Source organism: Bradyrhizobium sp. LA6.8, assembly GCF_040547935.1.
Lineage (GTDB): Bacteria > Pseudomonadota > Alphaproteobacteria > Rhizobiales > Xanthobacteraceae > Bradyrhizobium > Bradyrhizobium barranii.
Genome location: NZ_JBEPQQ010000001.1, coordinates 832,023 through 845,231, shown reverse-complemented (window position 1 = coordinate 845,231; position 13,209 = coordinate 832,023). Strand labels below are relative to the sequence as shown.

General features: G+C 64.0%; 12 protein-coding genes. 6 read left to right on the top strand and 6 right to left on the bottom strand.

The window, feature by feature from the left end; genetic code table 11:
• Positions 1-155 precede the first annotated feature (155 nt).
• Positions 156-1,121 carry an aliphatic sulfonate ABC transporter substrate-binding protein gene (locus ABIA90_RS03565; RefSeq protein ID WP_354117317.1) on the top strand — a complete coding sequence of 322 codons (966 nt, stop codon included), beginning with the start codon at positions 156-158 and terminating at the stop codon, positions 1,119-1,121.
• A gap of 8 nt (positions 1,122-1,129) precedes the next feature.
• Here ABIA90_RS03565 and nikE read toward each other — a convergent pair whose 3' ends face one another.
• The 5 genes from nikE to ABIA90_RS03540 are packed head-to-tail and all read right to left on the bottom strand — an operon-like array spanning position 1,130 to position 6,711.
• A complete protein-coding gene (nikE, locus tag ABIA90_RS03560) occupies positions 1,130-2,839 on the bottom strand; it encodes a nickel ABC transporter ATP-binding protein NikE (RefSeq protein WP_354117316.1) in 1,710 nt (569 codons plus the stop codon).
• Positions 2,836-3,750 (bottom strand): ABC transporter permease, encoded by a 915-nt coding sequence (locus ABIA90_RS03555; RefSeq protein ID WP_354117315.1) that lies wholly within the window; start codon positions 3,748-3,750, stop codon positions 2,836-2,838. The genes nikE and ABIA90_RS03555 overlap by 4 nt, the downstream gene beginning before the upstream one ends.
• Complete coding sequence (locus ABIA90_RS03550) at positions 3,747-4,664, bottom strand: ABC transporter permease (protein ID WP_071915210.1); 918 nt, start codon at positions 4,662-4,664, stop codon at positions 3,747-3,749. Before ABIA90_RS03550 ends, ABIA90_RS03555 begins: the two co-directional genes overlap by 4 nt.
• Before the next feature lie 3 nt (positions 4,665-4,667).
• The gene (locus tag ABIA90_RS03545; RefSeq protein WP_354117314.1) at positions 4,668-6,278 is read right to left on the bottom strand and encodes an ABC transporter substrate-binding protein; all 1,611 of its coding nucleotides are present in this window, start codon (positions 6,276-6,278) and stop codon (positions 4,668-4,670) included.
• On the bottom strand, positions 6,265-6,711 hold the full coding sequence (locus ABIA90_RS03540; RefSeq protein WP_354117640.1) for a hypothetical protein: 447 nt from the start codon (positions 6,709-6,711) through the stop codon (positions 6,265-6,267). The genes ABIA90_RS03545 and ABIA90_RS03540 overlap by 14 nt, the downstream gene beginning before the upstream one ends.
• Between ABIA90_RS03540 and ABIA90_RS03535 the strand changes: the two genes are divergently transcribed.
• Positions 6,601-7,941: an LLM class flavin-dependent oxidoreductase gene (locus ABIA90_RS03535; protein WP_354117313.1), complete on the top strand. Its 1,341-nt coding sequence runs from the start codon at positions 6,601-6,603 to the stop codon at positions 7,939-7,941. The genes ABIA90_RS03540 and ABIA90_RS03535 overlap by 111 nt on opposite strands.
• Positions 7,942-7,954: 13 nt before the next feature.
• Here the strand turns inward: ABIA90_RS03535 and ABIA90_RS03530 are convergent, their stop codons facing one another.
• Positions 7,955-9,046 (bottom strand): LLM class flavin-dependent oxidoreductase, encoded by a 1,092-nt coding sequence (locus tag ABIA90_RS03530; RefSeq protein ID WP_354117312.1) that lies wholly within the window; start codon positions 9,044-9,046, stop codon positions 7,955-7,957.
• A 417-nt stretch (positions 9,047-9,463) separates the two neighbouring features.
• Between ABIA90_RS03530 and ABIA90_RS03525 the strand changes: the two genes are divergently transcribed.
• From ABIA90_RS03525 to ABIA90_RS03510, 4 genes are read left to right on the top strand one after another with little or no spacing between them, the layout of a single operon-like run.
• Entirely contained in the window at positions 9,464-10,189 is a 726-nt protein-coding gene (locus ABIA90_RS03525; protein WP_354117623.1) for an ABC transporter permease subunit, read from the top strand.
• A complete protein-coding gene (locus ABIA90_RS03520; RefSeq protein ID WP_354117311.1) occupies positions 10,186-10,914 on the top strand; it encodes an ABC transporter ATP-binding protein in 729 nt (242 codons plus the stop codon). Before ABIA90_RS03525 ends, ABIA90_RS03520 begins: the two co-directional genes overlap by 4 nt.
• 17 nt (positions 10,915-10,931) lie before the next feature.
• Positions 10,932-11,936, top strand: a complete 1,005-nt coding sequence (locus ABIA90_RS03515) for an NrtA/SsuA/CpmA family ABC transporter substrate-binding protein (RefSeq protein ID WP_354117310.1) — start codon at positions 10,932-10,934, stop codon at positions 11,934-11,936.
• Between the two features lie 15 nt (positions 11,937-11,951).
• Entirely contained in the window at positions 11,952-13,184 is a 1,233-nt protein-coding gene (locus ABIA90_RS03510) for an acyl-CoA dehydrogenase family protein (RefSeq protein WP_354117309.1), read from the top strand.
• The last annotated feature ends 25 nt before the right edge of the window (positions 13,185-13,209 follow it).

Sequence of the window (13,209 nt, the reverse complement as noted above, 5' to 3'; positions counted from 1 at the left end):
ATTCTCAATTCCGAACGCACGAGAGAATGTTCGTTCCCTTCTGCGCCCGACTGCGAAATTGCCACGCGGACCCGTTTGCCGTCAAAGTGAGCCGTCCAGTCTCCCCAAACAGAGGTCGAGACGGCAAGGCAGTTTCGTTGAACAGGATACCCGAAATGCATCATCTCACGTTCCGCCTGCGAGCCCTTGCCGTGGTTGCGCTCGGCTTCTTGGCCGTGGCGTCCGTTCAGCCCGCGAGGTCCGATGAGATCCGCATCGGCTATCAAAAGTCCTCGACACTAACGGCGATCCTGAAGACGAACGGGGAGCTGGAGAAGGCGCTGGCTCCGCTCGGCATCACCATCTCCTGGCACGAATTCACCAGCGGCCTGCCGCTGCTGGAAGCCATCAACATCGGCAGCATCGACTTCGGCGCCGACGTCGCCGACACCGTGCCGATCTTCGCGCAAGCCGCGGGCGCCAAGCTCGCCTATATCGCGGAAGAAGCCGCCTCGCCGGCGGCGCAGGCGATCGTCGTTCCACAGTCTTCAACTATCAAGACCATTGCTGAGCTCAAGGGCAAGAAGATCGCCGTCACCAAGGGCGCCGGCAGCCACTATCTGCTGCTTGCGGCGCTGGCGAAATCCGGGCTCAACTTCAAGGACATCACGCCCGCTTATCTGACACCCGCCGACGGCCGCGCTGCGTTCGTTAGCAACAACGTCGATGCCTGGGTGGCCTGGGATCCGTTCCTGACCAGCGCCTTGCACCAAACCAAGGGCCGAATCTTGTCCGACGGCAGCAATGGCCTTGCAAGCTACAAGCGATACTATCTCGCCTCGGCCGCTTATGCGGACAAGCATGCCGAAGTCCTCGACGTGATCTTCGCCAAGCTCTCGGTGACCGGCAAATGGGTGAAGGCGCAGCCGAAAGACGCGGCCACGTTGCTGGCGGGCCTCTGGGGGATTGACGCGGCGACCGTCGAAGAGGCCAACAGCCACCGTTCCTATCAGGTTGGCGCGGTGACCGGCCCGGGCCTGTCCGAGCAGCAGCGCATTGCGGACGCGTTCCACGCCGAGGGCCTGATCCCCGTGAAGATCGATACCACGGCGATCAAGATCTGGGCGCCGAAGGGGTCCTGACTTCCGGCTTAGGCCGCGCTCAAGCCACGCTCGATGTCCGGCACGGATGCCAGCAGGCTCTTTGTGTAGGCGTGCTGCGGTTGCCTGAGCACGGCCTCGGCGCCACCCTGCTCGACGATGCGGCCGTTCTGGAAGACGAGCACGCGGTCGCACAGATGCTCGATGACGCCGAGATCATGCGAGATGAACAGCAGCGCCGTTCCGAGCCGCGACTGCAGCTCAGCGAGCAGATCGAGCACCTGGGCCTGGATGCAGATGTCGAGCGCCGAGACCGGCTCGTCGCAGACGATGATGGCGGGTTCAGCCGCTAGCGCCCGCGCGATCGACACCCGCTGACGCTGGCCGCCGGACAATGATCGCGGCATGCGGTCGAGATGATCGGCACTCAGGCCGACCAGTTCGAGCAGCGACACGATCCGGTCCAGGCGCGCGATGCGGCTATCGGCGCCCGGAAGATTCTCCGCAATGATGTTCCTGACGCCGTAGCGCGGATCGAAGCTGCTAAGTGCGTCCTGCGGAATGTATTGCAGCTTGCGACGAAGCCGGCGGCGCCCGACTTCCGCGACCGAGGACCAGGGCTCTCCGAGCAATGTTACCTCACCGTCATCCGGGTGAAGCAGCCCGAGCACGATCTTGGCACAGGTGGATTTTCCCGAGCCGGATTCGCCGACGATACCGACGACCTCGGCGGCCCTGACATCGAAGCTGATGTCCTGCAGGACCACCGACTTCGCCCGTCCGGCGGCTTTCGGCGCAATGAAACTCTTCGAGATCTCCTTGACTTCGAGCACGACCTCGCCTGCCGCCTGTCGCTGCGGCAAGGGCTCCCGCACGATGGAGACCGCCGTCGCATCGCTCGCATCGGGCTCGAACCTCGCCGACGCGAGCCTGGACCCGCGCGACCGCCCCGACGGAACCGCCGCGATCAACTGCCGCGTATAGGGATGGCGCGGATGGGTAAGGACATCGCGCGTCGGCCCGCTGTCGACCACCCTGCCGTCGCGCATCACGATGACACGGTCGGCGATGCCGGCGACCACCGCGAGATCGTGACTGATGAGCAGGAGACCCGCCCCCTCGCGGATTCGCTCCGCCAAGACCTGGAGCACCTGCGCCTGGACGGTGACGTCGAGCGAGGTCGTCGGCTCGTCCGCGATAATGAGATCGGGGTCAGCCGCGATCGCCGACGCGATCAGCGCACGCTGGCGCAGGCCACCGGACAATTGATGCGCATATTGCAGGGCACGATCAGCGGGGTTGGGAATGCCGACCTTGCCGAGCGTCTGCAGCGTCCGATCCCGGATAGCGCCTGCATCGGTCAGAATGCGATGGCTCGAAATGACCTCGGCAACCTCCTGGCCGATCGTGCGCAAGGGATCGAGCGAGACCAGGGCATCCTGCATGACGAGCCCGGTCACGGTCCCGCGCAGCTTGCGCCAGTCGGCTTCGCCGAAGCTGCGAGCGTCGCGTCCCTTGATCTCGAACCGGTGCGCGGCGGTCCTCGCACCGTCGCCGGCGAGATTGAGCAGGCTTCGCGCGGTGATGCTCTTGCCCGAGCCGGATTCACCGACCAGGGCAACGCATTCGCCGGGCCCGATCGTCAGATCGAAATCAACAACGATCGGCTTGCCGCCATTGGCGCCGGCAAAGCCGATGCTCAGTCCCTGCACCTCGACGATCGGCGCTGCCCGATCTATCTGCGAACCTGCGCTGCTCATGCGAGCCGCCCTTCAAATCTCTGTTGTAGGTGATTGCCGATCACGCTGAAGGCGATCACCGTCGCGGTGATGGCGAGGCCCGGGAAGACCCCAGGCCACCAGGCGACGCGCAGCACATCCCGGCTCTCCGCCAGCATCACGCCCCATTCCGGCGTCGGCGGCTGCGGTCCGAGCCCGAGGAAGCTCAGGCCGGATACGATCAGGATCGTCGAGCCTATATAGACGGTGGCGATGATCGGGATGGCAACAAGGACGTTGGGCAGGACGTGCCGGATGAACACTTGCCAGCGGCTCAACCCGTAGATCGCGGCCTGCGTCACGTAATCGGCATCGCGTATCAGCTGGGTCTGCGCCCGCACCACGCGACCAAATTTCGGGATGCCGGCGATGCCGACCGCGATGGCGATGTTGAGCATGCCTTGGCCGAGGAAGGTCACGATCAGCATGGCGAGCAGCACGCCGGGAAATGACGACAGCATATCGAACAGGCGCGACACGGCCTCATCCAGAATGCGATTGCGCTGGCCCGCGATGATGCCGAGGACAATGCCTGCTCCGAGTCCGACCGCAACACCGCCGAACCCTATCAGGAGCGAGTAGCGCGTGCCGAAGACGGTCCGCGCGAAGACGTCGCGGCCGAGCCGATCGGTCCCGAACAGGTGCGCCCAGCCCGGCGGCTTCAGGCCCTCGCTGAAATCGCCGACGAGCGGATCGAAGTGCGTGAACAGCGAAGGCACGATCGACGCCGCGATCAGGAACGCGACGAAGACGAAGGACAGGACGAGCCCGAACGGAAGACGGCGCCGAACAGCGATTGCAGCCAGAGAATGTGACGCCTCGAAGCAAACGAGGTCTTGCGGGGCCTCGAGCGGTACGGCCGTGTCGAAGGAGCGATGCGACGGCGCGGTCATTGGGCCCTCAATCTCGGGTCGATCAGCACATAGAGGATGTCGAGCAGCGTGGACGCGGCAACGTGGATGAAGGCTGCCAGCAGCACGACGGTGAGCACGACCGGTACGTCGTGGGTCAGCACCGCGCCCAACGTTACCGTGCCGAGGCCTGGCCGGCCGAACACCTTCTCGGTGATGACCGCACCACCGAGCAGGCCGCCGATCAGCCAACCGCCTAACGTCACCGCCGGCAATAGAGCGTGCCGCAACACGTGACGCCAGCGAATGACGAGTTCGCCGACGCCGCGCGACCGCACGGTCGTCACGAAGGGCTGGTCGAGCGTCTTCTCCATGGCTTCACGCAGAACCTGCGTCAGCAGGCCGGCGGTCGGCAATGCCAGGGTGATCGCCGGCAGCACGAGGGAATTCCACCCCTCTGCGCCCGATACTGGAAACCAGCGCAGATTGAACGAGAATGCCATCAGCAGGAGGATGCCGAGCCAGAAGACGGGCGTCGAGGCGAACACCAGTTCGACGAACGAGGCCAGCTCGCGCGAGAACCGCCCTCGCCCCGCAGTCAGCAGCGCGATAAAGCCGGCAATCACGATCGCAAGCACGCCGGCCGTGAGCGCAAGCTCGACGGTCGGCAGAAGCTGCGATCCGACGACCTCGATCACCGGCTGGCGCAGCACATAGGACGTACCGAAATCGCCGCGGAGGATGCGCGACAAGAACTCGACGTACTGCTCGGGCAACGAGCGATCGAGGCCCCATTCGGCTGCGATCGCCTCACGGAGGCCGGGATATTCGACGTCACCGGCGAGGATGTCCTGAATGCGGCCGGGCAGCGCATGCAACGCGAGAAACGTTGCTGTCACGCTCGCCCAGGCCACCACCAGGCTGGTGAACAGCCTGGAGATGATGCGGGACCACATGGCCTACTTCTTCGCGATCCAAAAATCGTAGGCGCTGGACGGCGAGTCGAGGCCGGCCTCGAAGCCCAGACCGTTGACGTTGCTCTTCGCCGCCAGGAACCAGCTCGGCGCGAACAACGGCACGATGAAGGCCTGGTCCACACCCCGCTTCTGAATCGCGTCGGTGAGCTGCCGCTTGCGGACCGGATCGGTCGTCCGCAACGACTCGTCGATCTGGCTCGTGATCTCCTGGTCTGGATTGGGAATGTTGGAATAGAGGAAACCCTTCGATCCCAGCATGTCCCAGAGCTCGCGGGCAGGATCGGACGGATTGTCCGTATTGGGATAGATCACCCAGGTGCCGTTGCCGTTGTTCTTGGCGTATTCGCCCGCAGTGATCAGGCGCAGGTTGAGATCGAGGCCGACATTCTTGCGCAACGCCGCCTGGACGCCCTGGATAAGGATGTCGCGATTGTCGCGCACATAGGGCTGCGGATAGCCGACCTCGATCGAGAGGCGCTTGCCGTCCTTGGTGCGGAAGCCTTCGGAATCGCGGCCAGTCCAGCCGGCTTCGTCGAGCAGCTTGTTGGCGCCAGCAATGTCGTTGCCCCAGGAACCGACCAGTGCCTTGTTATAGGCGGGATTGGCCGGGCCGATGATCGACCAGGCGCGCGGCACGGTGCCGAGATAGACCTGCTTCACGATCGGCTCCAGATCGAAACCGTCGCGCAGCGCGCGGCGCACGCGAACATCGTCCGCCGGCGGGCGCGTGTAGTTGATGTTGAAGGTGAAGGACGTGCTGGCGCCGGACGGGCCGGTCAGCAGCTTGAAGCCCGGCTGCTCCGCGAACAGCGGCGCATCGGTCGGCTGCACGCCCTCGATCAGATCCACCTGCCCCGAGGTCAATGCGCCCGTGCGAACGGCATATTCGGGGAGGAAGCGGAGAGTGACGCGGTCCAGATGAGCAGGTCCGTTATGCGCGGCATTGCCAGGCGCCCAATTATAGGCCGCGTTGCGCGCGAACACCGCGGACTGGCCGCGCGTGTAGCTCTCGAACACGAACGGTCCGGTGCCGGCCAACCCGCGTCCACCTCCGCAGAGATCACCCTTCGCCAGCGATTTCGGCGAGATCAGGCCGAGCTTCACATTCGAGGTCGACTCCAGGAAACTCGAATCCGGCGTCGACAACACCAGTTTGACCACATAGGGCGAGACCACTTCGGCACGATCGTAGGCCTGGAGCAGCGAGACCGCGGTGACCGCGTTCTCGGGCTTCTTGACGAAATCGTAGTTGGCCTTGACCGCTGCAGCGTCGAACTTCTCCCCGTCGTGGAAGACGACGTCTTCCCTCAGTCTGTATGTGTATTCCTTGCCGTCGGTCGAAATCGACCACTCGGTCGCAAGCCAGGGTGCGAACGTGCCATCCGCCTTCTTCGCGATCAGCGAGTCGATGTAATTGCGGGCCACGAAGAACGCGGCCTGCTGTGACGAATAATGCGGATCGAAGCATGATGGCTCGGTCGTCACGCCCCACCGCAACGCGCCTCCGGAAACCGGCTTGTCTTCGGCATTCGCTACATTCGACGCAAGCAAGGCAATCGCCACGCCGCTCACCAGCAAATTATTCTTCTTCATCCGCGTCACTCGCAATCGTTTCTGCTGCTGCCCCTGCAATCGGCGCATCGAACATCATCAATTGAAGGATGACGTTCGTTTGCGCTTCATCCGATCTGCACGAGGCGTTATCTCTTGTTGCATCGCGATGTAATTCGTCGTCGCGCGCAAACGCAACATGCAAACGGTCGCGACCACGGCTGCACATGAAGTTTGAAAAATTATTCGAGCCCTCACGCCGACGGTGGATGAAATCGACGACATCGAACGCCAATCCGACAATTCGATGCTGCACGATCGTTGCGCATCGTGACCCGACAACCAGCTGACCTTTGGAATCCCCATGTCGCCACGCCAATTGCACCTGAACGTCAACCTGCTTCACTCCGGCGTATATCCGTCCGCTTGGCGACTGCCCGACAGCGATCCACGCGCCTTCTTCGATCTCGGTCATTATGTGCGCGTGGCTCAGATTGCCGAGCGCGGCAAGTTTGACGCAATCTTTCTGGCGGACTCGCCAGCCGTGAACGACCGCATCGACTACCGGTCGTTCACGTCGATGGAGCCGACCATCGTGCTGGCAACAGTTGCCGCAACGACCAGGCACATCGGTCTGATTGGGACGGTGTCGACGACCTACAACGAGCCCTACAACATCGCACGCCGTTTCGTGACGCTCGACCACGCCAGCGGCGGCCGCTCGGGATGGAACGCGGTCACCACGGCAGATGCCGCTTCAGGCCGCAATTTCGGTCTGTCGTCGGTGACGGAACACAAGGCACGCTACGAACGCGCCAAGGAGTTCACGGAAGTCGTCCACGCATTGTTCGACAGCTGGGAGGACGACGCCTTTGTGGGCGACAAGGCGAGCGCGCGATTTGTTGATACGTCGAAAGTGCACCCGATCGCGCACCGCGGCCCGCATTACTCGGTGGCAGGACCGCTGAACGTCCCACGCTCACCACAGGGGCGACCGGTCACGGTGCAGGCGGGTGGCTCGAATGACGGGCGCGATTTCGCGGCAGCCTATGCAGAAGCCGTATTCACGCTGGCGCAGAGCATCGAGGAAGGCGTCGCGTATGCGCGCGATCTGCGCGCACGCGCCGCGTCCTATCGTCGTTCCGGCGATTCCATCGTCATTCTGCCCGGGCTCGCCACCGTCATCGGCAGCACCGAGGCCGAAGCCAAGCGGCGACAGGACGAGCTCTGGGAACTGGTGCCGATCGAATACAGCCTGGCGCGGTTGGCCGGCACGCTTCAGATCGACCCTACCCTCCTCGAGCTCGACAAGCCCCTGCCGGATCCCCTGCCGCTTCCGGCCAATGCCAACCACACCATGTTCCAATGCACCGTGAATATCGCACGGCGTGGCAATCTCACAGTCCGACAGCTGATCCGCGCGCTCGGAGGCGGCGTCGGACATCGCATCATCGTCGGCACGCCGGAGCAGATCGCCGACGACATCGAGGCTTGGTTCAAGGCGGGTGCCGCCGACGGTTTCAACCTCATGCCAGACGTACTGCCGTCCGGTCTGGAGACCTTCGTCGATACCGTCGTGCCCATCCTACAGAGTCGCGGGCTGTTCCGCACCGAGTACGCCGGCTCGACGCTGCGCGATCATTTTGGCCTGCAGCGACCAGTGAGCCGATATGCGAAGCGGTCGCCGGAGGTCGCATCAGCCTAGCTGTCCCGACGATCTATCCCAGAGATCGAGCCCGCCCGTCGGCGGGCTTGGCCGATCGCCTGGCTCGCACGCGCGGAATTACCTCGAGTGCAAATCGCCGCATCTCGGCCTCGAACGGCTGGAATTGCAGCATGAAGAGCTCGATGCCGGCCGTGTGGAACGCCTCGATGCGCTCAACCACCTCGTCATAGCTCCCGACCAGCCCCGCGGCAGTACCGCCATTGCTGCCAACGCGCGGCGTCTTCTGCATGGTCTGCATCATCACAACCTCAGGGTCGGTGTTCTGCTTCTGGATCGCCTTCATCGGCGCATCCTTTGCGGCGAGGCCCAGCAACCGCTCGTAAGCGGCCTGCGCCAGCTCCCGGGTTTCGCGTGCGACCACGAAGGCCGACAAGCCGAAACGGAGCGGCGGCGCGGCATCGCGCGGGCGCACTGCGACATCGGCAATCAACCCAGCCACATCCTCCAGCGGCTGGCCATTGATGAACCAGACGTCGCCGTGGCCTGCAACGAGGCCGCGCGCCGGCTCGGACTCACCGCCGACATAGATGGCCGGACGCTTGCGATACAGGCTGGTCGGGCGCAGGGCATAGTCCGTGACGTTGAAATGCTCGCCCGCATAATTGAGACGTTCGCCTTCCATGAGACGCGAGACGACAGATATCCACTCGCGGCCGTAGGCATAGCGAGCGTCATGGTCCGGGAAGCCGATCCCGGCCTTCTCCAGTTCGGGACGGTTCCAGGCATTGACCAGATTGATCGCAAACCGGCCACCGCTGATGTTCTCGATCCCGAGTGCGAGCTTCGCCAGCACGACGGGGTGATAGAGATAGGGCTTGATTGCAGCAATGATCTCGATGCGCTTGGTCAGCGCCGCGATCGCTGCCGCGGCACTCCAGGCCTCGAGCTGATCGAGGTCTTCCTGATGCGGGTTGATGGTGTGCTGCGCGATCAGCGTTGAATCATAACCGAGCTCTTCGGCTGCAAGGATGAGATCGCGATTGCGCTCCCAGGACGCATCATAAGGCTCTTCGGGATCCTGATGCGCCGCGCGCGGCCCATGCACCAGCGCCCAAATGCCGAAGCGAAGAGGTGCAGTCGCCATCGTGCTCTCCTGTAACTTTCTTTGGCCATGCTATCGATCGGTACCTGTTTTCGCCAACGGCTGATGCGAGATCAAGCACATCCGCCTCAAAAGATTTTCTTTGTCGTGCAGCGGCGCCGCAACGACAGCAGATCACTCCGTATCGAATGACAATTGAAATAGCGCTCTATTTCTGTCGGGCCGATTTCGTGGGACATTTTCCGCGGACGGCAAGTCATTGGCGTCGCACCTCCCGGATCGGATGCAGGAGGTGGAACGAGGTCTCGCGTCTTGAGCAATATCGAACTGAGCCAAATCGACAGTACGGCGATCGGCGCGGCTAACGCGCCGTCAACGCAGGGCAGCGTTCAATCGCCGGCGCGAGCAAGCAAGCTTGGTGCTCGCGGCCTTCAGCTCCTGTCCTGGATCGCGCCCGTGATGCTCGTGATTGTCTGGGAGGCGCTTGCACAGGCGGGATGGCTTTCGCCACAGGTTCTGCCCGCGCCGAGCAAGGTCATCCGGACAGCGTTCAAGCTTGCGACCACCGGGAGTCTGTTGAACGACCTCGGCGTCAGCCTCCTGCGTGCCACAGCCGGCTTTGCGATCGGTGCTACGGTTGGGGCCACGCTGGGCATTCTTGTCGGCTTCTCGCGGGTAGCGGAAGCCGCGATCGACCGCAGCGTGCAGATGATCAGGGCCGTCCCTTTCCTCGCCGCGCTCCCCCTCGTCATCGTCTGGCTGGGCGTCGGCGAAGCGGAAAAGATCTTCCTTGTCGCACTTGGCGTCACGTTCCCGATTTACATCAATACGGTGCTTGGTATCCGCCAGGTCGATCCCAAGCTGCTCGAGCTGGGGCGCGTCCAGGGCCTGAGCTCGCTTCAACTGATCCGCCGGATCATCCTTCCCGGCGCGCTGCCGTCGATCCTGACCGGGGTTCGTTACGCTCTCGCCACGGCGTGGCTCGCGCTGGTCGTGGCTGAAACCATCGGCGCGCAGTCGGGGATCGGCTTTCTCGCGATGGATGCGCGCGAATTCCTGCGCACCGATGTGATCGTCCTGACGATCGTGATCTACGCGCTGATCGGCGTCGCGGCCGACGCCATTGCACGCTTTCTCGAACAGCGCCTCCTCGCCTGGCATCCGAATTACGGAGCAGCGAGGTGAACGTGCACGTCGCTCCGCAGCCTTCCGCGCCGTTCGAATTCGGACCGGCCGTCGTTGTCAGCAACCTCGTCCGCAGCTACGGCAGCCGCGTCGTGATCGAGAAGCTGAACCTGCGCATCGATCGTGGCGAATTCGTCGCCCTGCTCGGCGAGAGCGGGTGCGGCAAGACAACATTGTTGCGGGCGCTGGCCGGGCTCGACCCCATCCAGGGCGGCCGTATCATGGCGCCCCGCCGGCCGGCCGTGGTGTTTCAGGAGCATCGCCTGCTGCCGTGGGACAATCTCTGGCGCAATGTGGCGCTCGGCTTGCAGGTTCCGGATCCGCGCGAACGCGCCGCCGAAGCGCTCGCCGAGGTCGGCCTCGGCGACAGGCTCGACGACTGGCCGCGCAATCTTTCCGGCGGACAAGCCCAGCGCGTCGCGCTCGCCCGCGCGCTGGTGCAGCAGCCCGAGCTTCTGCTGCTCGACGAGCCGTTTGCCGCGCTCGATGCGCTCACCCGTATCCGCATGCACGAGCTGGTCCGCGCGCTGGTGGCCAATCATCAGCCCGGTGTCCTGCTCGTCACCCACGATGTCGACGAAGCCATCGCGCTTGCCGATCGCATCCTCGTGATGCGCAACGGCGCGATCGCCTTCGAGCATCGCGCCGTGCGTGACGGCTCGACACCTATCTCGCGCGCCGAGCTCCTCGGCGAGCTTGGCGTGGTCCCCCATTCTCCCAGCTAATCATCCGGAAGGCCAACATGTCCGACTCTTCATCTGCCAAACCATCCCGGCGGAGCTTCCTCGGCTCCGCAGCTTTTGGCATTGGCGCGCTCGCCGGCATGAATATCAGCGAATTCGCCCAGGCCGCGCCTGGCCGTACCACCGACACGGTCCGCCTGACCTGGGGCCTGAGCGGCCTCAATCTGATCGCCAAGGAGCGCGGCGAGTTCGAGAAGGTGCTGGCCAAGGATGGCATCAAGGTCGAGTGGCTCGGCCCCTTCCCGAATCATGCGCCGACCTTGCAGGCGGTGACGGGCGGCAGCGCAGATTTCAGCTTTGGCGGCAGCACCACGCCTGCGCTCGCCGCTATCATCGCCGGCTCGCCGCTGGTGTTCACCCAGTTCGTGGTCTACGAGCCCCGCACCACAGCGATCATCGCCAAAGACGGGTCCGGCATCGACAAGGTCGAAGACCTCGTCGGCAAGTCGGTCGCGGTCAATCGCTCAGGCCTCGGCGAGTTCCTGCTGGTCGCGGCGCTCGAGAAACACAAGGTCGACCGCTCCGCGGTGAAGTTCGTCTATCTCAATCCTCCTGATGCGGCGCCGGCGCTCGCCTCCGGCAAGGTCGACGCCTGGTCGATGTGGAGCCCTGGCGTCGACATCGCCCGGCTCGAATACAAGGCGCACGACATCTTCCTTGAGGGGCGCGATCTCGAATTTCAGATCGACTACACCTCCTACCTCACCACCCGCAAGTTCGCGACCGACAATCCCGCGCTCGTCCGCGCCGTGAATGACGCGTTCCGCGCCGAGGGCAAGTGGATCTCGGAGAACAGCAGGGATGCCGAGTACATCGCCCAGAAGGCGGGGAAATACAGCGATCAGGTCCGCGACCAGTTCATCGCGATGAACCGCAAATACCGCTACTTCGCGGTCAACGACGAGCGCTTCATCGGCGAGCTGCAAAAGGCCGCCGACTGGCTCGCGGCCCGCAAGGTTCTGCCCGAGCCGGTCAAAGTGACCGACCATCTCGCCCAGCTCTAATAACAGGCCAACACTATGAACAAGACCGTGTCCGCCCCCTCCCTCGGCACACCTGAACCGCTCAAGACCGGCTCGCCGGAGCTGGAGGCGCTCCTCAACCAGATCGCCGAGGGCGCCAGTGACCGCGAGCGCGACCGCGTCCTGCCGTTCGAGGTCATCGATCTCATTCGCCGGGCCCGCCTTGGCGCGTTGCGGCTGCCGTTGAACGCCGGTGGCGCCGGCAGCACGATCCGCGATCTCTTCGCCTTCGTCATCCGCCTCGGCGAGGCCGACGCCAATGTCGCGCACATCCTGCGCAACCATTTCAGCGTGGTCGAGCGCCTGGTGCGTACACCCAAGGACGAGCAGAGCCGACAATGGAAGAAGGCGGTCGCCGAGGGCGCCATCATCGGACTTGCGACGACCGAGCTCGAAAGCCCGCGCGTCGGCAATGTCACGCCGGGGACGACGTTCACGCCCGACGGGAACGGCGATTATCTGCTGAACGGCACCAAATACTACAGCACCGGCACGCTGTACTCGGACTACGTACTGGTGCGCGCGGCCGATCCGTCCGGTGCGACGGGCGCCACGATCGTGCCGATCAAGCGCGAGGGAATCGAGCTGGTCGACGACTGGGACGGGCTCGGGCAGCGACTTACCGCAACCGGCACGACGCACTTCCGTAACGTCAAGGTCAGGCGCGAGGAAGTGGTGTTCGATACGCCGGACGGCGGTTATGGCGTGCCCTATTCCAACACGTTTGCGCAGCTGTTTCTGACGGCGATCGTCGCGGGTATTGCGCGTGCGACGCTGCGCGATGCGACAGCCCTGGTCCGCTCGCGCAAGCGTACGTTTTACTACGCGCCCACCGAGATCCCGACCGACGATCCGCTCCTGCAACAGACGATCGGCCAGATCGCCAGCGGCGCTTTTGCGGCCGAGACGGTGGTGCTGGCGGCCGCCGAGGCGCTCGACATTGCAACCGATGCGTTCGACGTCGGCGCGGCGAACGCTACAGAGGCGGCGCACACCGCAGCGCTGCTCTCGGCAAAGGCCAAGATCATCGCCGATGATTTCGCCATCCGAGGTGGCAGCCTGCTGTTCGATGTCGGCGGCGCATCGGCGACCAAGAAGGTCACCAACTTCGACCGTCACTGGCGCAATGCGCGCACGCTCTCTTCGCACAATCCGACCACCTACAAGGCGCGTTCGATCGGCGAACACGAGATCAACGGCACGCCGTTGCCCGCGAAGGGCTTTTTCTGAGAGCGAACAGGCCGATCCACGGCGT

Bases quoted from the DNA above. Each gene is read 5' to 3' on its own strand.
- ABIA90_RS03565 (WP_354117317.1), top strand. From the start codon at position 156: ATGCATCATCTCACGTTCCGCCTGCGAGCCCTTGCCGTGGTTGCGCTC.
- nikE (WP_354117316.1), bottom strand. From the start codon at position 2,839: ATGAGCAGCGCAGGTTCGCAGATAGATCGGGCAGCGCCGATCGTCGAG.
- ABIA90_RS03555 (WP_354117315.1), bottom strand. From the start codon at position 3,750: ATGACCGCGCCGTCGCATCGCTCCTTCGACACGGCCGTACCGCTCGAG.
- ABIA90_RS03550 (WP_071915210.1), bottom strand. From the start codon at position 4,664: ATGTGGTCCCGCATCATCTCCAGGCTGTTCACCAGCCTGGTGGTGGCC.
- ABIA90_RS03545 (WP_354117314.1), bottom strand. From the start codon at position 6,278: ATGAAGAAGAATAATTTGCTGGTGAGCGGCGTGGCGATTGCCTTGCTT.
- ABIA90_RS03535 (WP_354117313.1), top strand. From the start codon at position 6,601: ATGTCGCCACGCCAATTGCACCTGAACGTCAACCTGCTTCACTCCGGC.
- ABIA90_RS03540 (WP_354117640.1), bottom strand. From the start codon at position 6,711: ATGACCGAGATCGAAGAAGGCGCGTGGATCGCTGTCGGGCAGTCGCCA.
- ABIA90_RS03530 (WP_354117312.1), bottom strand. From the start codon at position 9,046: ATGGCGACTGCACCTCTTCGCTTCGGCATTTGGGCGCTGGTGCATGGG.
- ABIA90_RS03525 (WP_354117623.1), top strand. From the start codon at position 9,464: ATGCTCGTGATTGTCTGGGAGGCGCTTGCACAGGCGGGATGGCTTTCG.
- ABIA90_RS03515 (WP_354117310.1), top strand. From the start codon at position 10,932: ATGTCCGACTCTTCATCTGCCAAACCATCCCGGCGGAGCTTCCTCGGC.
- ABIA90_RS03510 (WP_354117309.1), top strand. From the start codon at position 11,952: ATGAACAAGACCGTGTCCGCCCCCTCCCTCGGCACACCTGAACCGCTC.